This is a genomic window from Roseateles microcysteis (genome assembly GCF_036880965.1).
Taxonomy (GTDB): Bacteria; Pseudomonadota; Gammaproteobacteria; order Burkholderiales; family Burkholderiaceae_C; genus JAUASW01.
In genome coordinates this window covers 610,072-629,034 of sequence record NZ_JBAJMV010000003.1, presented here as the reverse complement: position 1 = coordinate 629,034, position 18,963 = coordinate 610,072, and the positions used below count along the sequence as shown (strand labels likewise).

Genomic DNA, 18,963 nt, shown 5'->3' with positions numbered 1-18,963 from the left:
GTGGAACAAGCGCAAGCTGCTTGAGGATCCGGACTACCGAGACAACCAGCGGGCCGCCCAACAGGCCTGGCACGCCCGCAACCCAGACTACTGGCAAACCTATCGCGGACGCAGGAAGGTGAACGAGCCGGCCAGCGTGCAGCGGCCGACGCGTGCAACAAGTGACGCGTCATCTTGCGGCGCGGACTCGGCGGCCGGCCTGTACTGGATCGATATCCACGCGCCAGGCGTAGAGGGGCGCTCTATGACTTGGCGTGTTGAGGTCCGTCTGATGCCACCAGCATCGTTTGCAAAGAGTGACGTCTGCAAATAGAGGACGTCATGGCCTGGGGCTTGCGTGCCGCGTAAGGTCTGCAACGCGTAGCTTCGAGACACGGTTAACACCTTTGCAGATCAACTGCACAGCACGCATTGCTTGTGGTGGCTCTGTCGATTCGTCCGTAGCTTGAAGCCTGTCGGAATCACTCGAGGAGTGGAACGGGCCATGCAAGTAGAAGACCAACAAGTGGGCGACGCACCCGGCGGAAGTCTCCGCGCGGTCGAGTACGTCCGCATGTCAACCGAACACCAGCAGTACTCCACTGAAAACCAGTCCGACAAGATCCGTGAGTACGCCAGCCGCCGCGGCATCCAAATCATCCGGACCTACGCCGATGCTGGGAAGAGCGGCTTGCGCATCGATGGGCGACAAGCGCTGCAGCAATTGATCAAGGATGTCGAATCCGGTCAGGCGGACTTCAGCATCATCCTCGTCTACGACGTCAGCCGCTGGGGCCGGTTTCAGGACGCCGATGAGAGCGCCTACTACGAGTACATCTGCCGGCGCGCCGGCATCCAGGTCGCCTACTGCGCCGAGCAGTTCGAGAACGATGGCTCGCCGGTGTCCACCATCGTCAAGGGCGTCAAGCGGGCCATGGCCGGCGAGTACAGCCGGGAGCTATCGACCAAGGTGTTTGCTGGCCAGTGCCGCCTGATTGAGTTGGGGTTTCGGCAAGGTGGCCCGGCTGGCTTTGGCTTGCGTCGAGTGCTCATCGACCAGGCCGGCAACATGAAGGGCGAACTCTCGCGGGGCGAGCACAAGAGCCTGCAGACCGATCGCGTGATCTTGGTGCCGGGGCCCGACTCCGAGGTCGGTGTGGTGCGCGGCATCTACAAGTGGTTTATCGACGAAGGTCTTCAGGAGATGGAGATCGCCCGGCGCCTGAACGAGCATGGCATCCGTACCGAGCTTGGCCGCACCTGGACCCGGGCCACCGTGCGGGAGATCCTGACCAATGAGAAGTACATCGGCAACAACGTCTACAACCGCGTGTCCTTCAAGCTCAAGAAGCTGCGCGTGATCAACCAGCCCGACATGTGGATCCGCAAGGACGGCGCCTTCGACGCCATCGTGTCAACGGAAGTCTTCTTCACGGCGCAAGGCATCATCCGCGCGAGGTCACGTCGCTTCACCGACGAAGAGTTGCTGGAGAAGCTGCGCAATCTCTACCAGCGGCGCGGGATCCTGTCAGGGCTGATCATTGATGAAGCCGAAGAGATGCCCTCAGCGGCTGCCTACATCCACAGGTTCGGCAGCCTGATCCGGGCCTATCAGGCCGTCGGTTTCACGCCGGACCGCGACTATGCGTTCCTCGAGGTCAACAAGCTGCTGCGTCGCATCCACCCAGAGATCGTGTCGCGCACCGAGCATGAGATTCAGAGCCTGGGCGGCGTGGTTACTCGTGACCCGGCTACGGATCTGCTGGAGGTCAACCGGGAGTTCACGGTCTCCATCGTCCTGTCCCGATGTCAGAACCACGACGACGGCCGCCGGCGCTGGAAGGTCCGCTTCGACACCGGCCTGGTGCCGGACATCACGGTGGCCGTCCGGCTGCGCCCTGACAACCAGGCGGCCCAGGATTACTACTTGTTGCCCAGGCTGGACTTTGGGCTGCCGCGGATCAGCTTGGCCGATCACAACAGCATTGAGTTCGAGAGCTATCGCTTCGACAGCTTGGACTATCTGCACCGGATGGCCGAGCGCGCACGCTTTAGGAGGGCGGCATGACCCGCCCACAGACGCCAGGCGAGCTGCAGATGATTCCGATCGATCAGATCGAGGTGCTCAACCCTCGGGAGCGGAACGAACGCATCTTCGACGAGATCGTCGGCAACATCAAAGCTCTGGGGCTCAAGAAGCCCGTGACTGTCACGCCTCGCGTGGATGGCAACGGCCGGCGCTACTTCCTGCTGATCTGCGGTGAGGGTCGGCTCAAGGCGTTCCAAGCGCTGGGTGAGTCCACCATCCCGGCCATGGTCGTCCTGGTCGAAGATGAGGACGCCTTCATCATGAGCTTGGCAGAGAACATTGCCAGGCGTCAGGGGCGGACCCTTGAACTGCTGTCCGGCATCGAGCAGCTGCGCAAGCAGGGGTATGACCGCAAAGCGATTGCCAAGAAGACGGGGCTCACCACCGAGTACGTCTATGGCATCCTCCACCTGCTCGAGCATGGCGAGGAGCGACTTCTCATTGCCATGGAGAGCGGTCGCATCTCGCTCAATGTGGCGCTCGCCATCGCAGGCGCGGGTTCCAATGACAAGGCCATTCAGGCCGCGCTGCAGGATGCCTACGAGAGGCGAGAGCTGCGCGGCAGTCAGCTGCTGCAGGCGCGCAAGATCATCGAGCGGCGCTGCACGCTGGGTCGCTCTGTCGGACGCAGTGCGCCTAGGCGATATACCAACGTGACTTCGGCCAGTCTGGTGCGCACCTACCAGCAAGAGGTTGATCGTCAGAAGCTCCTGGTCCGCAAGGCGGAGCTCGCTCAGCAGCGGCTGCTCTTTGTCACTGAAGCGCTGCGTCAACTGCTTGCCGACGAAAACTTCACCACCCTCTTGCGGGCAGAAGGACTCGACACGCTGCCGAAGTACTTGGCAGACCGGGTTTGGCCCCTGGGACGAGCCGCATGAGCAAGATTCCATTGGGATTCATCCCAGATCCTGTCATGGTGCGGCTTGACCGGCTGCTGCCGTCCCGGCGCATTCCGGAAGGCCTGTCCGCCTCGACCAAGTTCAAGCAGATCAAGTCCTCCATCGAGGACGTCGGGCTCATCGAACCGCTGACCGTCGGGCTGGCGGATCCATCCACGGGCAACCGCATGCTGATCGATGGACATATCCGCGCCTATGCGATGCAAGAGCTCGGTCTTGAAGAAGGCATGTGCCTGGTCGCCATCGACGACGAGACCTACACCTACAACAACCGCATCAATCGTATCTCCACCATCCAGGAGCACATGATGCTGCGCCGGGCGGCGGAGCGGGGCGTGACGTCGGCGCGGCTGGCCAAGGCCCTGCGTGTCGACATCAGCCATATCCAGAAGAAGCTCAGCCTGCTCGATGGCATCTGCGCTGAGGCCGCCGGTCTGCTCAAGGACCAACACTTCTCGGCCAATTTGGGAGCAGTGCTGCGCAAGATGAAGCCAACGCGACAAATCGAGTGCGCAGAGCTCATGGTGTCGAGCAACAACGTGACCGTGTCCTATGCCAACTGCATGCTCGCTGCGACACCGGCCGAGATGCTGGTTGCCGAGCGCAAGCCCCGAAAGATCGCGGGGGTCAGCGCCGAGCAGATGGCGCGCATGGAAAAGGAGATGGGCAACCTGCAAGGGCGCTTCAAGTCCATCGAGCAGTCCTATGGCCAGGACGTGCTGAACTTGGTGCTCGCGAAGGGCTTTCTGGCCAAGCTGTTGGCCAACGAAGAGGTCACACGCTTCCTGTCGCAACGGCAGCCCGATGTCCTGCGCGAGTTCACCCACATCGTCGAGATCGATGCCCTGGACAAGTAGATGAGTGGCCGGGCCGGTCGAACGCAGAATTCCTTGCACGCCGATGCACTGCTTCGTTGGTCGGAGGAGGGGCTCTCGCAGAAGCAACGTCCGGCGCCCATTCCTGACCCTGCCTGTCTGTATGGTTTGGTCGGCGAGGTCGCTATGGAAGGCAGCGATGGCGCGGAGACAAACCCGATCGCGATCGCCGGAAACTTCATCGCCTACCTTTCGTGTGCGATCGGGCGCACTCCGTATCTGGCAGTGGGCAATACCAGCCACCATCCACGCCTCTTCTTCCTGCATGTCGGGCGCTCCGGCCGAGGGCGCAAGGGCGATGCGGTTTCGCTGATTACGCGCATTGACGAGGCCGTTCGTGCACAGGAAGACGGCTTTGCGCCGCAGATTCATCGTGGCGGCTTGTCGAGCCGAGAGGGCTTGGCTGCGCTGATTCACGACGGCTACCAAATCGGCCAGTCGGAAGTGCCGGCTGTCGATGACAAGCGCTTGTGGGTGGTCGAGTCCGAGTTCGCGAATGTCTTGCAGCAGAGCCGGCGGGGCGGCAACACACTGTCGGCCGCACTGCGCGACTGCTGGGACGGCGTCGATCTCAAGCCCGCAACAAAGACGAATCGTGTGCATGCGAGCGCACCGCATGTCTGTCTAAGCGGGGCTATTTCCCCCGTTGAGCTGTTAACGCTGGTGCAGCGCCGCGATTTGCTCAATGGCTTCGTGAACCGCTTCCTGATCATCTGGGGTGAGCGCACGCGGATCGAGGCCTTTCCTCGGCGGGCACCTCAGGCACGCGTGGACGCCCTTGCCGCGGAGGTGATCAACGTTCTGCGGTTCGCGAATCAGCGGACGATTGATGGACGGGACGCCATCCTGATGACCTTGGACGACGGAGCGTGTAAGCGCTATGCCCAGCTATACGAAGCCGAGCTCAACCAAGACTTTGGAAACGTATTGGTCGACAGCCTGCTGGAGCGGAGGGCTCCCATGTTGCTGCGTCTTGCGATGATCTTTGCACTGACCGACCGGCGGTGGAAGATCGATGAGCGGCACGTCGAGGCGGCGATGGCCTGGATACGGTACGCGGCTGACTCGGTGGGGTTTGTGTTTGCGGGCAATGCGGGTGCCCCATCTCGACCTCAGGTAGTTTGGGCGGCAGGCCGCATCTCAGAATTCCTGGCCGCGCGAGGTAGCGCGTCGCGTCGCGATCTGGTTGTCGATTGCTTTGGGCGTCACCAACCCGCCTCGGTTGTCGATGCTGCCATCGCACACCTCATCGACGAGGCGCCAGATAGGTTTTGCGTCGAGGTCCGGCCAAGGTTGAGAGGGGGCCCTGGCCGACCGGCGACCATCTATCGACTGGTAAAAAGCTGCAGTGGCTAAGTTCGCGTGGGCTCGAACGATCACAAGGTCTTGTCGTTGAACAATGTTCGCCAAGTTCGCTATGCCCTTGAAGTTGCTGATTGAGATGCGCTCAAGCTTCATCTTCTCCCCCTGTGCTATTTGCGATGCTTTTAGCACAGCAAGACCAAGGTGACGCGCACTAGCTCAGCCGCGCACGGCAGCGATAGCCCTCGGTGACGCGCCGCCTTCTTCAGTCGCTTGCAGTCCACCCTCTAGGTCAGAACGCGACCGGCCTATGGCGGCTCTGATGCTCCAAGTATCGGAACGACAGGGCTACAGGACACCCTTTAACGTCTTTCGGTCAACCGTGTACTTTGGTGAGCCTGGACCAGCCCCCATCGCACGCCGAAAGGAAATGCGCTCGGCCTTGTACCAAACGTTCATCGGCTTATCGAATCGCCGATCCATTTCGAGTGAATCGACACCATCGTCCTTGGCCTCACCCTTGTAGCCAGCGGCCTTCAGTGCTTTGACATCTACCGTGAGCGACACCAGCCATTGCTTGTCAACCTTATAGGTTAGAGCTGGCGTGGCGATCACCTCGCGAATCAGGTAGTACTCGTTCTCAGCCTTGGGGTCAGTCTTGTCAGCCCATGCCAGCAAAGTAGGTTCAACATCGTTGTCCTGGACATACTGCCGCTGGCCCGTCGTTGCCTCAATATTGGCACTCCTCACGTTTGACAAATTCACCTTCACCGAAGCAGGCATCGCTTCTGCCGATGCGCCTAATGCTTCAAGAAACTGATTGAGGGAAAGATCCCTTCGAGACTTGTACTTTGGAATCGCCTCTTCACCACTCCGCACGCGGAACACGATCTCGGCAACGGGAAATCTCTTGCCATCACTATCGATGCGATAGACCGTACCCGGACCGTCAAACGTGCGAGGAGTCGCAAATGCTTCGAAGCCTTCCAACTCAGGCGCTCCAACCGGTGGCCTTGGCGGCTGGGTTGCGCATCCCGAAAGGAGAGCCACGACTACAGTGAACGTCGAAATTCCTCGTTTCATCATCAACCTCTCAAACATTGGCTGCAAGGAATGCAACGCATGAACTGTCCACAGGTGAGCGGACATTGGTCAATCCCTGCAACTGGACTTCGTAGTTAGAAATGAGGACGACTGTCACGCCAAGGTACTTGTCTGAACTCGATGAAACGGCAAGAGTGACTGGCATCCAGCTAGGAGGGGAGTGCGCATGTCGAACCATTGGAAGTATTCCCTTTGCCTACTTGGCCTAACTGCTGCAGCCTGCTCAACGACCGACCTACTGGTTGACGTCGTTGACCAAACAATCGACACACTTGCCACGTATGGTCGTCAGCGTGAAGTGCAGTCAGCATTCTTGGCGACCAGCACTGTAGTCTTCTATCCAGGCGGAATTCCTAGCGACGTGGAAGCATTGCCAGCGCTGCCCTCAGAGCATGTAGCGCTCATTCAACGGGAACTGGACACGCAGGCGAATCTATTGCTCACTACGGTTCGTGATGAGAAGGCCTTCCTTTCCAGGGTTCTTCAGCAAGAGATCTCTTCCCCATCTGGACAGAGATTCGTCGTTCAGCAGCTCAACCTCCCCACAGCAAAAATTGACGACTCTGGGACGATCGTCATTGATTTGAAAGTGCTGCAAGCTATCTATAGAGGTTCCCTTGTTTCAGTTGCGGGGAGCGAGCCATGGGGAGAATGCGAGCCACTGCTTAGCGTCAAGTGTCAGCGTGAATCTATGTTGCGGGTGTTCAGTGCGCGCCAGGCCTTCCTTAACCGTTCACCTATTCCTGCCGCATCAACGGCAGAAGGTCTCCTTCAGATGCTCAAAGCCAACCCCCGCACTATGGCGGATCTTGGGGCTGCGCTCAGTGATCGCATGGAGAAGCAAATGTTTGAGTGGAGTGCCCAAAGCTTGGCGATTGAGTCAAGCAAGCGTTTCGATGATGCTGTCATGTTTGTGATCGCCCATGAGCTTGGTCATCGCGTCCTCTCTCATACGCAGAGACTGCAGCGTGGAGAGACTCAGTTCGCACTAGAGGCCGAAGCGGATCGCTTTGCATCGGTACTGACTGCTCTCGCAAGAAATAGCGCGGTTCGACCTCGGTACCCCACCTTGAAGAGAATGGATGGCGTCATGTATGAGGGGACTCCTAACGGATGGTGCTCAGGAGACTACAACCACGAACCCAAGGGCTTCAGTGATTTCTTCGATTTCGGATACGAGCTTTCTGGGTTCACTGACAACTCTTCGGACTACCCGACAAAGCGAGAACGAAGGGTGCAAGCTCGCGCAATTACGACTGCAGCGATGGCCGCCATAGACAGCGCCCAACAGCAGTTGGGCCGCTGCGGGGGGGCGGTACCAGAGGGCACCATTGAAGGCTACCTAGCCAAACTCCATGAACGATGGCCGGAGATCGTCACCGAGTACCAAAAACTTGCTGATGAAGAAAGCACTGATAGTCGCAAACAGTGGTGGATGAGGTGGGTAATCCGATATGGGGATCTCGCTACTGAGGCGAAGGTCCATGAAGCCTTCTATCGCGAATTCCGCATCAGGCTACAAAGTCCGAGACAAGGTTCAAGGCGTGCGTCATGACTTGCTTGTCCGCCTGTTGAACCTATTGCAGCCTGGTAGGCTCGAATCACCGCAAGGTCTTGTCGTTGAACTATGTTCGCCAAGGTCGCCAGGTTCGCAGCAATGCTCGAAGCTGCCTTTGCGACCTACGGACGCTTCACATCTGGCCCCAGCGTGGCGGTGACACGCCAGTCTTTCCCTGCCGCCGCAGTAGAGAACTTCACGGGAAGAAACCGCTCGATCACCTCGAAGTTGGTCTTTGCATGAGCCGTGAGATCGGTGCATGCGTAGGCAGCCTCTCGTCGACGCTTCCACACCGCCAGCGCCAGTGGCAACGCCCACTGGTCAGCCAGGTGCGGTCCGAGCGCGGCCTCGCTCAGTTGATAGGCACGCACTTCTCGCACCAGGTCCCGCGCGACCTTCTCTGAGCTGACACCCTTCTCACCGAACTGTGTGAAAACCTCGCTGAGGTTCTCGTACACCAGTGTCGCCAGCAAGGCGTTCCCCGGCCCCTCGTTCTGCCGAACGGGCGCTATGCGTAGTTGCTCTTCGCTCCATCCCAGGGCGGCCCCCAACTGCTCAAGCTCACGCTGGGCCACAGTGCGAGGCAGTGCTGGCGCAAAGCATTCGGCGTAGCCCTCGCCCTTCGGCCCGCGCTCAGTCAGATCGAACGGCTGCAGCTTGTCCTCGGCCGGCCAGATCGTCACTTCGATTTCACCGCCGCCTGCCGGATAGAAGCCCAACCGACGCAGAGTCAGCTCGACGTTCGCACCCAGCTTCCGCATCAGCGGTGCGTAGCTGCGCTCCAGGAAATGGAAGGGCGGAGCCATCGGGTTGTGGGTGCCACCGCCCAACTTCAGACGGCTCGGCGCGTCGGCCATTAGCAGTGCAGGCCAGACGGTCTGCAGCACCAGCGTGCAGCTGCCTGCCGTGCCGACATTGAAGCTGTAGTCGCCAGCGCGCACCTTGCCAGGCACAAAGGTCAGCGACTGCGAGTTCATCTCGGCGCCGTGAACCTCCGCGCCGCAAACTTCTGTGGCTGCGTTCACGCAGGTCAGGTGCTGGCGCATCAGGCCAGGCTTGCTGCGACCTGCGCGGATGCGAGTCAGCGTGAAAGGCTGGCCCGTGCAAATGGACAGGGCCAGCGAGGTGCGCAGGATTTGTCCGCCGCCTTCGCCGACGGAACCATCAATTTCGATCATCTTCTTGCTTCTTCTTTTCTTCTGTTCTTGTTTTAAGACTGGGCGTCGAAGTGCAGCACCGCATCGTGAAGATACTGGTCGAGCTGACGCCCGTCGGCCTTCGGGCCCTTGTCGAGCGTATGCGCCATCGCAACGCCCAGCTCCCGCTCGATGAAGTTGTGGATTCCCACCCATCGTGGGCTGGTCGCCGCTTCTCCGGCGCGCATCTTGACCTCCAGCAGCGCGTTCACCTCGTCAATCAACGCCGCGTCCGTCAGCGTTTGCGCTGCCAGCTCGGCAAAGCGCATCGGCGGCACGCCGCGGCCCTCGCGTATCCAACGAGCTGCCAGTAGCGGCCGCAGAACGTAGAGGTATTTCTTGTACCGGACCACCTCGCCATAGAGGTGCTCTCGCAAGTTCTTCTTGGCCATCGACACGTAGTGGTGATAGCCACGGACCGGAGAAAAGCCCTCTTCGGCCAAGACCCGCAGGCGATCCGCCCACGGTGTCGCTTGTCGGTACACGATGGGCGAACGGAGCCATTCGAGCAGCGTCGGGTTGGATTCGCGCAGCAGTTGAAGCGCCTTGCGCAGGTCCCAGCCGTTGATGTCCAGTTCGCCGCTGATCGGCTGTTCGATGACATCCCGTCCGGAGTCAACGGTCAGATACCAGGGCAGCCTGTTCACGTAGACGAAGCGCACGTCATAGTCGCTGTCGGGCGAGGCAAAGCCCCAGCCGCGGCTGCCCGACTCGCAGGCAAACAGAACCTGTACCTGATGCCGTTGCTCCAGCTCAGCCAAGTTCTCCAGGACAGTGGCACGCATTTCGTCAGAGACGGGATGCGCGCTCAACAAGGTTTCGTCTTTCATGCCCTCACTCCCACTTCTATTCTCAAGTGGGTGAGAGCATGCAGCCCTCACCCTTCCTATCCCTTCACGCACACCACCTGCTTCAAGGTGTGTACCACTTCGACCAAGTCCTTCTGCGCCGCCATGACGGCGTCGATGTCCTTGTAGGCCATCGGGATTTCGTCGATGACGTTGGCGTCCTTGCGGCACTCAACGCCCTCCGTCGCCTTGATTTGGTCTTCCACGGTGAACATCTTCTTCGCCTTGGTACGGCTCATCACGCGACCCGCACCGTGGCTGCAGCTCTCGAAGCTCTCCGGATTGCCCAGGCCGCGCACGATATAGCTGCGCGCGCCCATGCTGCCCGGGATGATGCCCAGCTCGCCGCGCTTGGCGCTGACCGCGCCCTTGCGGGTCACGAACACGTCCTCGCCAAAGTGGCGCTCCTTCTGCACATAGTTGTGGTGACAGTTCACCGCCTCGACGTGCGACTCGAAGGGCTTCGTGATGACCTTGCGGACCGTGGCGATCAGGTTGGCCATCATCACTTCGCGGTTCTTCATCGCGAAGCGCTGCGCCCAGCCCACGCCGCGCACGTAGTCATCAAAGTGCTCGGCACCTTCCTCGAGGTACGCCAGGTCCTTGTCGGGCAGGTTGCGTTGGTTGCGCTCGGCATCCTTCTTGGCCAGCTCGATGAAGTGCGTACCGATGGCATTGCCCACGCCGCGCGAACCCGAGTGCAGCATGAACCACACGAAACCCAACTCGTCGAGGCAGACCTCAATGAAGTGGTTGCCCGTACCCAAGGTGCCCAGATGCTTGCGGTTGTTCGTGTTCTTCAGGCGCGGGTGCAACTCACACAGCGCATCGAAATCGTCGGCCAAGGTCGCCCAGACCTGATCCACCGTCTCGGGCGGGTTCTCCCAGCTGCCCGTGTCACGGCCACGGCCGCGGGGCACGGAACCGTGTGGCACGGCCTTCTCGATGGCCGAGCGCAGCGGGCCGAGGTTGTCGGGCAGGTCTTCCGCGCGCAGCGTGGTCTTCGCGGCCATCATTCCGCAGCCGATGTCCACACCCACGGCCGCCGGGATGATGGCCTTGATGGTCGGAATCACCGAACCGACGGTGGCGCCGATACCCAGGTGCACGTCCGGCATTGCCGCGACGTGCTTGAACACGATGGGCAGGCGCGCAGCATTGGCGAGCTGCTCCATGGCCTCGGTCTCGACGGGAACGCCCTTGGTCCACATCTTCACCGGCACACCGCCAGCGACGTCTTCAATGTTGTAGTTCAGGTCTGACATGTTGTTCTTCTCTATCAAAAGTGCGGTGACAAAGAGGCGATGAAATCTTCACTCCGCCATCCATTGCTGGACCGGGACTTGAACCCGAGCGTCCCGTGATCGCTCACGGGACACGCAGCAAGTGCTGCGTGCGTTTACCTGTAATTCCATCTGCATTCACCGCTAAAAGAGTGATGCCATGCTGCGACAAGGTTTTGGTGAAACATCGTGCTCTACCACTGAGCTACGGCTTCCTGACGGAGGCCGACGGGACTCGAACCCGCGACACCGAGATTAATAGTCTGTAGTTCCACCTGCATTCGCAGCAGGACATCGCAAAAGAGCGCGACAAGGGGCGACAGGAAGATGCCATGCCGGTTTCCCGGTTGAGGATTCGAACCCCCGGCGTTCCGATGTATTCCTGCCAGCATTCGCGCGAAATCAATTCGTGGACCAGAGCCCTGCGCGTGACGACTAAGCGGTGATGAGACGCTAACAATCTGAATGTAGTCTCATCGGCATTCGTCCAACAAAGGTCTCATTTGGGGGGATGCCGCAAGCGACGAGATTCACAAGAGGTGCCGGCCGCCGTTGCAAGCTCGGGCAGCTGCGGGCTTGCAGGCCCGCGTGGCTAGTTGGTGCTGTACTCCTGTGGGCATTCGCAAGCGACATCCCTTACTTCTTCATCCTTCTGTTTACTGCGCCGCCAGCGAGACCTTGTCGATCTCGCCGACCCAGTGATCGGCGTCCATCTTGCCGTTGGCAAAGTTCGCCACCATCGTGAACACCGCGTCGGAGAAGCCGCCGACATTCAGGATGTCATGGCGCTCCGCCGCCTGGGTGGTCGCGGTCGGCTGGATGTCGATGCACACCAGGCGCGCCTTCGGGTTGCGCTTCTTCAGCACTTCCCATTCGCGCAAGGTCTGCGTCGCGCCACGCCAGTTGGCGTCGACCCAGGACTCGTTGTCCGAGACCAGGACCAGCAAATCCACCGATGCGCGCTCACGGTTCAACAGCGCCAGCGGCGCGCTGCAGTTCGTACCGCCACCGCCGATCTTGGCCAGCGCTTGCGCGTTGGTCATGACCGAGTCGCGGGCGTTCAACGACAGCGTCACCACATCCTGTTCGAACGGCAGCACACGGGCCTGCGGGTTCTTGCGCAGCACCGCCGCAGCCACCAAGGCAGCCACGTCGATGCAACGCACGCTGGACGTCGCCGAACCGCGATGACCCGTCACGGCCGAGCTCATCGAGCCCGACACGTCGGGGCACACCACCACGCGCCCCTCAAAGCTGGGCACGTTGTTCAGCGCGACTTCCATCGCATCCTGCAGCGCGTCGCGAACCACCTGCGGCACGGCATCGCCGGTCGCCTTGAACGCAGCCATGAGCTGGTACGGCATCACTCGAGCCTTGGCCACAGCCTGCGGATCGCTCAACTTGGCAGCGACAACCTCGGCCATTCCTTCAATGTCGAACACACCATGACGAGCAAAGTTGTTCAGGTTCTGACGCACCATCTGCCATGAACCGGTGCGAGCGATCTGTGCCCACTGGGCCGAGCTCAGCTCCAGCGCAGTCAGCATCTGGAACGGAACCTCCGGTACATCGGTCGCCACGCCTTGGGCGCTTTCGCGCTTGAAGCGTTCGAACGCTTGGGTGATGGGCGGCAGAGCCGCTTCATCGACCGGCTTGCCGATCAGCCATGCGAACCAGGCGGCACGCCAGGCCTCGGTGGGCTTGGGGTGAACCATCTTGACCACGTCGGCCAGCGAGGGCGTATTGCCCACGGCGGCGTTCAGCAACTGCTTCTCGGTCGCCGTCAGCAACCAGTGCTGCACCAGCTTCTTCGGGCGAGTACCCAGCGACTTGCGGCCCACAGCGCCGCTTCGCAGGATCTGCACGAAGTTGCGCAGCATCTTGCCGTTGTCGACCACTCGCGAGAACACCTGGTTCAGCAGAGCAACGTCACGCACAGCCAGGCCGGCGGCCAGCAGCGCCGGCATGTCCTTCATGTGGCCGGACTGACGGGCGTAGATCGCGGTCTTGGCGACGAAAGCGGCTTCGACTTCTTGCGCCAGCGCTGTCACCTTATCGAGTTGGTCTTCCGCGTTGGCGTAGAAGGTCTGGCTCAGGCAACCCGTAGCTGCGAGTTGCGCCAGCTGATGGCGGGGGCTGAAAGCGTATGCCGGCGCCTGCTCAGCGTTGCGTGCCGCGGCGGTAGGCAGCAGCGCGCCCTTGAGGGTTTGGAAGAGTTGCGTGTTGACCATGAGTGTTCTCCTCTTTGCATTCAACTTGTTGTTCGTACCTTCTTCATTGCAAAGCGTGTGCCAGCTTCGAAAGTCGCTGATGCCAGAACAAATAACTCATTGATTTTCAAAGGAATATTGTGCTTTCTCCGTTGTGGCCTCCAAACTGCGCGTCAGTGGAATCATCAAAATACTAGAATCACAGCTAGTTAAATATCAATATAGCTATGTCCAAGAAGAATGTTGTCATCGGATTCATGGGAACCCAGCTGGACTCAGGCCAAGGTGCCGGCCGCTGGGAGAAGTGGCGGCCGACGATCTCCTTGGTCCAGCACGAAGACACGCTGATCGACCGGCTGGAGCTGCTTTACGCAACGAAGTACGAAGCGCTGGCGCAGACGCTTGTGCGTGACATCGCGAACGTGTCGCCCGACACCGTCGTGAACCTGGTGCCGATGGACGTCGCCGATCCGTGGGATTTCGGGGTGATGTATGCGGCGCTTTATGACTGGGCACGCGGCTATCGCTTCGATCCGGCACACGAGCAGTATTGGGCGCATATCACGACTGGCACGCATGTGGCTCAAATCTGCATGTTCCTGATGGTGGAGTCGCGCTTCATCCCCGGCGTGCTGCTGCAGACGGCACCGCCGAAGAAGCAGGAGCGCGGCAATCCCGGCAGCTACACGCTGATCGACCTGGACCTCTCGCGCTACGACGTACTTGCCCAGCGCTTCAGCCAGGCACACACGGAAGCGCTGGAGTTCCTCAAGAGCGGCATCCCCACCCGCAACAAGCGCTTCAATGCCTTGATCGAGGAAATCGAGCGTGTGGCGGTTCGCTCGCAGGCGCCCGTCCTGCTGACCGGCCCTACGGGTGCAGGCAAGTCTCACCTCGCGCGGCGCATGTTCGAGCTCAAGAAGTCTCGCCACCAAGTCCAGGGCGACTTCGTCGAAGTCAACTGCGCCACGCTACGCGGGGATGGCGCGGCATCGACCCTGTTCGGCCACAAGAAGGGCGCCTTCACGGGCGCTGCGGCCGATAGAGCGGGTTTGCTTCGCACCGCACATCAAGGTGTTCTTTTCCTCGATGAGATCGGCGAACTGGGCTTGGACGAGCAGGCCATGCTGCTCAAGGCGGTGGAAGAGAAGCGCTTCTTGCCGATGGGCAGCGACCGGGAGGTCAGCAGCGATTTCCAACTGATCGCTGGCACGAATCGAGACTTGCGCGTCGACGTTGCACAGGGCCGCTTCCGGGAGGACCTGTTCGCCCGTATCAACCTTTGGTCGTACACGCTGCCGGGCCTGGCGCAACGCCCTGAGGACCTCGAGCCTAACGTCGAACATCTGCTTACCCGAGCGGCGGCCGAGACCGGCCGGGCGGTTCGGTTCAACGCGGAAGCCAAGACCCGGTATCTTCAGTTTGCCAAGTCATCGGAGGCGCTTTGGAGCGGCAACTTCCGTGACCTGTCTGCAAGCGTCACGCGCATGGCGACCCTGGCGGACGGAGGGCGGATTTCGGCGGGATTGGTCGATGCCGAAATCCAGCGGCTTCGATGGCTCTGGCAGCCCGCAGGAGATATGCAGACGCCCGAAGTCGATCTCGACGCGATCCTGCCCGTAGATGCAGCTAGCAAGCTGGACTTGTTTGACCGCCTGCAACTCGAAGCCGTCATAGGGATCTGCAGGGAGTCCCTGACACTCTCCGACGCGGGCCGCCGGCTCTTTGACCAGTCACGCGCCCAGCGTTCGGTTGTCAACGACGCCGACCGGCTACGCAAGTATCTGCTCAAGTTTGGACTGACGTGGGAAGCAATCCGAACACCGAGGTGAGGCAGTCCTCGAGCAATAGCTTGGTTAAGTTCGCATGGGCTTAAATCATCGCAAGGTCTTGTCGCCGAATGACATTCGCAATACGGGCTGCGGTGGTGAAAGCCTGATCAAGAAAGAATGCGCTCGCTGCCTCCGGGCTACCCAGCTATCACGTCATCTACTGCGACGTTCTGGCCTTGCGCTGCCTGTCGTTACCAAGATCGATGTCAATCATTTTTAACGCTCGATGCAGAGATGCAGTGGATCGAAACGACGTTACCTGCGGCAGTGTTCGATGACTAGATAGATGCGGCGAGACAGAGTGTTCGGCAGGCCGAGAGCGAACGACATAGGAGACGCATCCTCTAAACCAGCGAGACGCACCTCGTCGGCGCCAGCGACGTTCAAGCGCAACCATGTGGAACGAGCGAATTGCAGGATCAAAGTCCACATAGTGCAGACCAGGAACGCTATCAAGCGTCTTGGTGACAAGCGTGGCCGCATGGCCATTGCCGCGCTGACGGATTGGAATCCTTAACTCAATCCATACGAACACTCTTGAACGTGGCTGATACAAAACTACGGTTCCGACTCCAGGCACGAAAAGCCTATGAAACGTGCCTAGATACGGCTCCACTTGCCCACTCCTGTAATGGTTTCAGCCGTATCGGGACTGACATACAGGAAATGCCCATGCCAAGTGTCCCCTGTACCGTCGAGTCGATAGAAAAAGCTTCCACAACGACGGCGCTCAGGTTTGCCAGTTTCGATGTAGTGCCCAATGAGGATGCTGTTGTTGACTATGTGACCTTGGCCTTCCAGGTGCAGGTCGTCGTGATCAAGGCGCAGCTTCACTGGAATCCCGCCTCTGTCTAGCGCGAGCGGAGAGAAGAGTATCTTGGCGGTTCCGTAGGGGATCTCTTGGTCACCCTCTATCTGGAACGCCTTGTAGTCGCCAGACAGCCTTGATCGCATCAAGAGTCTGAAGAACGCTAGGGCAATAGCCGCCAAGAGTAGGGCGGTAATCACATTCGAGATCACTCCCAGAATCAGCGTCTCAGCTACAGAATTCTGGGCAGCCTTCGAGAGGTGCTCGGCAAGTGGCATCAGCAGTTCATCGAAGAGCGCACGCCGAAAAATGACCACCAAGAGTAGGAAGGCAACGACCAGTGGTAGGTCTACATAGAAGCGGAAGAGCCTTGCAAGTGTTTTTCTCATAGGCGTTGCCAGCTAACGGCTTCTCGAGAAGCCTCGCAAGTTGAAAGCAAATCGTTGGTAATTCTGCCCATCATCAGAGCGGCGCTCTGCGCCGTCAATCGAAGGTGCGGTCGGCGGCCAACCGCCGTTTGGTCAGCGCCAGGATTGCGTCTCGTTGCGTCGTGCACTGGCAGCCCATGGATGCATGCCGTTGCAGTGTCAGAGATGTATGAAATCCTCTGAAGAGGTCTGCGATCTGAAATTCATGGATGCGCCGTGCGTCGGGCCAGTTCAGATGTCGCAAAACCTGCGCCATTGTCAGCGCTGCGGCTGCACTTGCGACGAACGGAACCGAAGGACGGAATCCCTCCTCCAGCTCGACGCCCAGCCGCTGACGAGCGAGCAGTCGGGGCAGCATTGAGCAAAGGGTAGCGCTGGCTTGGCGTCCGGCACGAAGCTCTTCCTGAACTTCTGGCGCGGCGGCTGCTATATCCGCTTCACTAATGGGTCGGTTGGTATCGCCGTCCAAGGAGGCTGCACCTAAACCAGTTGCGCGAGCCTGATCGCCGAGCGCATCCTTCTCCGGCAACGGAAAGGTGCACTTCAGACATGCCCAGTCGGGGCGCTCCAAGCTGTGCGTGACGACAGCGGCACCGAAAGAGTTGATGGCCCCATCGACAATGAGCGACGGCCAAAGGCGTTGAGCATCGTGTCGGGCCTGGTTGTCGTCCAGGCCGTTGATCACGAGGTTGATTCGCTTCGCAGTGAGCGATCCTCCGTCCACCGCATCGCCGACCATGCATTGCTCGCCAGTGGCTTCGATCGCGCCAACGGCATTGGCCTTGAGCCAGCCCGCCAAGAGTTCGGCCTTCCCACCGCCGAGCCACTGGTTCTGATCGAGGAGGCAACACGTGCCAAGGTTTTCTTCGCCGTACACCTGCTTGTCAAGGATGTGGACCGTGCCCTCAAGCGGCAGCTGCGACCAAAGCAGGATCAGGGCGTTTCCGATCGCTCCGGCTCCGACTATGAGCGTGCTTGGCAGGCGAACGACCTCAGGGAGCGGAGGCCCAATATCAGCGTGACCCGGGTCGAGACTGAACAGCGAAAGCTGCTCGCCGTCCATCATTGGATAGGCCTCGGTCGGGACGCCATAGACACGCTTGAACACCTCGGCGACGCCGGCCGAAGCAGCAAGCATCGCGCCGAGCGGGTTGGCCTGCCGGCAGTCGGCGGGAATGGCTGTCGCAGTCGAGGTGCAACGGGCCAGCCACCCGTCGGAATTGACGCTGGTCCAGGGAACATCATCTCTGCCCTGGTGACCGACATTGAGGATCGCAACCGCCATGTTGAAGTCGGTCTCGTCGATGTGACGAACCTCAACGCTGCCTTGCGACCAGAGGCCATCAGCGAGCACGCGTACCTCCGCATCGAGGTCGGGCAGGCCTCTGGGCAGTGCGACTTGCAGTACTCCCACCACACGGGAAAGAAGCCGCATTGCGTCGAACAGGCACCAGCGGCCGTTGGCGGTGGACAACGTGTCGAGTTCACCTGTCAAGACAACTCGTCGGGAGAAGATCGTTTTCGTGTCCAGCACGGTGGCTGAGAGTTCTTGGGCGACACCCATCGGCCGAGAGGCCTCCACCGGTGCCGTTGGTTTCTGCGCGTTCATGCGTATACCTCTAAGTCAATGACCGACACGTTCTTGTCGAGGATGTGGATCCGCGCTGCAACCTCGTGCGGCGGAAGGCGGCGATAGCTGCCCTGGTCGAATAGATGCACACCGCACTGTTCAAGCACTTCCGTGCGCGCCTGGGCATAGTGGGGACATACAACCGACAGGTATCCCTGGACCTTGATCCCCATCGCGCGGTCCACGGGCGACAAGTCCACGAAACGGCCAGGATGGCTATGGATCTGACCTGCCCAGTACACGCCAAGCTCGTCAGACAGGCCAGTGATGCGCGAGATCGCTCGCAACGAAAGGCTCAGTTGGAGTGGCCGAACGACCAGGCCCGGACCCTTAAGGCGAAGGACATGAGTGAACTCGACGAGGTCGTCATGTTCGTCGCCGAGCCAGAGGGCCAGCCCTTCGTTTCCTTGCGCGCCGTTCGGCCGCATGATTTCGACGGACTCCGAGATCAGATTGGCGGGCAGAGCCCACGAGATCTTGTTCATTGGTTGCACCTCCCTGTATAGGTGTTGTCCAAAAGGCTTTGAAGATTGAGCAGCACATACTCCAGCGGGTCGTCCACTGTCCGGTAGGCGTTGGCGCCGGTGGCCCATTCGCCGTGATGGTCATGGCCCTCTTTCGTGATTGGCAGGCAGACGAAGAAGCTCGTCGGCCGGCTGCCGTCGAAGTTCGGCCAAGCACGGGGCTCGGCCTCCGACCCTGTGGTCATGCCGACGAACTTCACCGACGGCGGCTTTGAGTAATCCGTCCAGCGCAGCCGGACGCGGTATAGCTCCTGAGGCGCCTTGCGCGAGGACAGGTCGACCGAGACGTCAAGCGCGGCGGTGTCGCCGCGCTTGATCGTCCAACGGTCGGCCTGCGGCAGCGCCTGGAGCTCTTCAAGATGCTGGTTGAACAGCATCAGGTCGAGCTCGCTTGCCAT

15 protein-coding genes are annotated in these 18,963 nt (G+C 60.2%); 6 read left to right on the top strand and 9 right to left on the bottom strand.

The features are described 5' to 3' along the window. Positions 1-484: 484 nt before the first annotated feature. The 4 genes from V3596_RS11835 to V3596_RS11820 are packed head-to-tail and all read left to right on the top strand — an operon-like array spanning position 485 to position 5,198. Positions 485-2,047: a recombinase family protein gene (locus V3596_RS11835; protein WP_334277982.1), complete on the top strand. Its 1,563-nt coding sequence runs from the start codon at positions 485-487 to the stop codon at positions 2,045-2,047. After that, a complete protein-coding gene (locus V3596_RS11830; protein ID WP_334277946.1) occupies positions 2,044-2,946 on the top strand; it encodes a plasmid partitioning protein RepB C-terminal domain-containing protein in 903 nt (300 codons plus the stop codon). The genes V3596_RS11835 and V3596_RS11830 overlap by 4 nt, the downstream gene beginning before the upstream one ends. Next, positions 2,943-3,824, top strand: coding sequence for a plasmid partitioning protein RepB C-terminal domain-containing protein (locus V3596_RS11825; protein ID WP_334277945.1), 882 nt, complete (start codon positions 2,943-2,945; stop codon positions 3,822-3,824). The genes V3596_RS11830 and V3596_RS11825 overlap by 4 nt, the downstream gene beginning before the upstream one ends. Before the next feature lie 33 nt (positions 3,825-3,857). Next, a complete protein-coding gene (locus tag V3596_RS11820) occupies positions 3,858-5,198 on the top strand; it encodes a DUF3987 domain-containing protein (RefSeq protein ID WP_334277944.1) in 1,341 nt (446 codons plus the stop codon). 294 nt (positions 5,199-5,492) lie between these two features. Here the strand turns inward: V3596_RS11820 and V3596_RS11815 are convergent, their stop codons facing one another. After that, positions 5,493-6,293 carry a hypothetical protein gene (locus V3596_RS11815; protein WP_334277943.1) on the bottom strand — a complete coding sequence of 267 codons (801 nt, stop codon included), beginning with the start codon at positions 6,291-6,293 and terminating at the stop codon, positions 5,493-5,495. A 121-nt stretch (positions 6,294-6,414) separates the two neighbouring features. Here V3596_RS11815 and V3596_RS11810 point away from each other — a divergent pair, with 121 nt between their 5' ends. Then, on the top strand, positions 6,415-7,803 hold the full coding sequence (locus tag V3596_RS11810; RefSeq protein ID WP_334277942.1) for a M48 family metalloprotease: 1,389 nt from the start codon (positions 6,415-6,417) through the stop codon (positions 7,801-7,803). Positions 7,804-7,928: 125 nt separating this feature from the next. On the opposite strand, the gene rtcA is transcribed toward V3596_RS11810, so the two are convergent. From rtcA to V3596_RS11790, 4 genes are all read right to left on the bottom strand, one after another. Next, positions 7,929-8,984 (bottom strand): RNA 3'-terminal phosphate cyclase, encoded by a 1,056-nt coding sequence (rtcA, locus tag V3596_RS11805; protein WP_334277941.1) that lies wholly within the window; start codon positions 8,982-8,984, stop codon positions 7,929-7,931. Between the two features lie 32 nt (positions 8,985-9,016). Further along, entirely contained in the window at positions 9,017-9,832 is an 816-nt protein-coding gene (locus tag V3596_RS11800; RefSeq protein ID WP_334277940.1) for a nucleotidyltransferase domain-containing protein, read from the bottom strand. A 56-nt stretch (positions 9,833-9,888) separates the two neighbouring features. Beyond that, positions 9,889-11,115, bottom strand: a complete 1,227-nt coding sequence (locus tag V3596_RS11795) for an RtcB family protein (RefSeq protein WP_334277939.1) — start codon at positions 11,113-11,115, stop codon at positions 9,889-9,891. 674 nt (positions 11,116-11,789) lie between these two features. After that, positions 11,790-13,364: a vWA domain-containing protein gene (locus V3596_RS11790; protein ID WP_334277938.1), complete on the bottom strand. Its 1,575-nt coding sequence runs from the start codon at positions 13,362-13,364 to the stop codon at positions 11,790-11,792. A 206-nt stretch (positions 13,365-13,570) separates the two neighbouring features. Here V3596_RS11790 and rtcR point away from each other — a divergent pair, with 206 nt between their 5' ends. After that, positions 13,571-15,175: an RNA repair transcriptional activator RtcR gene (rtcR, locus tag V3596_RS11785; RefSeq protein WP_334277937.1), complete on the top strand. Its 1,605-nt coding sequence runs from the start codon at positions 13,571-13,573 to the stop codon at positions 15,173-15,175. Positions 15,176-15,775: 600 nt separating this feature from the next. Here the strand turns inward: rtcR and V3596_RS11780 are convergent. The 4 genes from V3596_RS11780 to V3596_RS11765 all read right to left on the bottom strand — a co-directional run bounded on the left by V3596_RS11780 (position 15,776) and on the right by V3596_RS11765 (position 18,963). Continuing rightward, entirely contained in the window at positions 15,776-16,372 is a 597-nt protein-coding gene (locus V3596_RS11780; protein WP_334277936.1) for a hypothetical protein, read from the bottom strand. A 94-nt stretch (positions 16,373-16,466) separates the two neighbouring features. Then, on the bottom strand, positions 16,467-18,020 hold the full coding sequence (locus V3596_RS11775) for a ThiF family adenylyltransferase (protein ID WP_334277935.1): 1,554 nt from the start codon (positions 18,018-18,020) through the stop codon (positions 16,467-16,469). Continuing rightward, entirely contained in the window at positions 18,017-18,526 is a 510-nt protein-coding gene (locus V3596_RS11770; RefSeq protein WP_334277934.1) for a hypothetical protein, read from the bottom strand. Before V3596_RS11770 ends, V3596_RS11775 begins: the two co-directional genes overlap by 4 nt. Next, positions 18,523-18,963: a hypothetical protein gene (locus tag V3596_RS11765; RefSeq protein WP_334277933.1), complete on the bottom strand. Its 441-nt coding sequence runs from the start codon at positions 18,961-18,963 to the stop codon at positions 18,523-18,525. The genes V3596_RS11770 and V3596_RS11765 overlap by 4 nt, the downstream gene beginning before the upstream one ends.

What these genes read in the sequence shown, in the direction of transcription:
- V3596_RS11835 (WP_334277982.1), top strand. Translation starts at nt 485, where the DNA reads ATGCAAGTAGAAGACCAACAAGTGGGCGACGCACCCGGCGGAAGTCTC.
- V3596_RS11830 (WP_334277946.1), top strand. Translation starts at nt 2,044, where the DNA reads ATGACCCGCCCACAGACGCCAGGCGAGCTGCAGATGATTCCGATCGAT.
- V3596_RS11825 (WP_334277945.1), top strand. Translation starts at nt 2,943, where the DNA reads ATGAGCAAGATTCCATTGGGATTCATCCCAGATCCTGTCATGGTGCGG.
- V3596_RS11815 (WP_334277943.1), bottom strand. Translation starts at nt 6,293, where the DNA reads ATGTCCGCTCACCTGTGGACAGTTCATGCGTTGCATTCCTTGCAGCCA.
- V3596_RS11810 (WP_334277942.1), top strand. Translation starts at nt 6,415, where the DNA reads ATGTCGAACCATTGGAAGTATTCCCTTTGCCTACTTGGCCTAACTGCT.
- rtcA (WP_334277941.1), bottom strand. Translation starts at nt 8,984, where the DNA reads ATGATCGAAATTGATGGTTCCGTCGGCGAAGGCGGCGGACAAATCCTG.
- V3596_RS11800 (WP_334277940.1), bottom strand. Translation starts at nt 9,832, where the DNA reads ATGAAAGACGAAACCTTGTTGAGCGCGCATCCCGTCTCTGACGAAATG.
- V3596_RS11795 (WP_334277939.1), bottom strand. Translation starts at nt 11,115, where the DNA reads ATGTCAGACCTGAACTACAACATTGAAGACGTCGCTGGCGGTGTGCCG.
- V3596_RS11790 (WP_334277938.1), bottom strand. Translation starts at nt 13,364, where the DNA reads ATGGTCAACACGCAACTCTTCCAAACCCTCAAGGGCGCGCTGCTGCCT.
- rtcR (WP_334277937.1), top strand. Translation starts at nt 13,571, where the DNA reads ATGTCCAAGAAGAATGTTGTCATCGGATTCATGGGAACCCAGCTGGAC.
- V3596_RS11780 (WP_334277936.1), bottom strand. Translation starts at nt 16,372, where the DNA reads ATGAGAAAAACACTTGCAAGGCTCTTCCGCTTCTATGTAGACCTACCA.
- V3596_RS11775 (WP_334277935.1), bottom strand. Translation starts at nt 18,020, where the DNA reads ATGAACGCGCAGAAACCAACGGCACCGGTGGAGGCCTCTCGGCCGATG.
- V3596_RS11770 (WP_334277934.1), bottom strand. Translation starts at nt 18,526, where the DNA reads ATGAACAAGATCTCGTGGGCTCTGCCCGCCAATCTGATCTCGGAGTCC.
- V3596_RS11765 (WP_334277933.1), bottom strand. Translation starts at nt 18,963, where the DNA reads ATGGCAAGCGAGCTCGACCTGATGCTGTTCAACCAGCATCTTGAAGAG.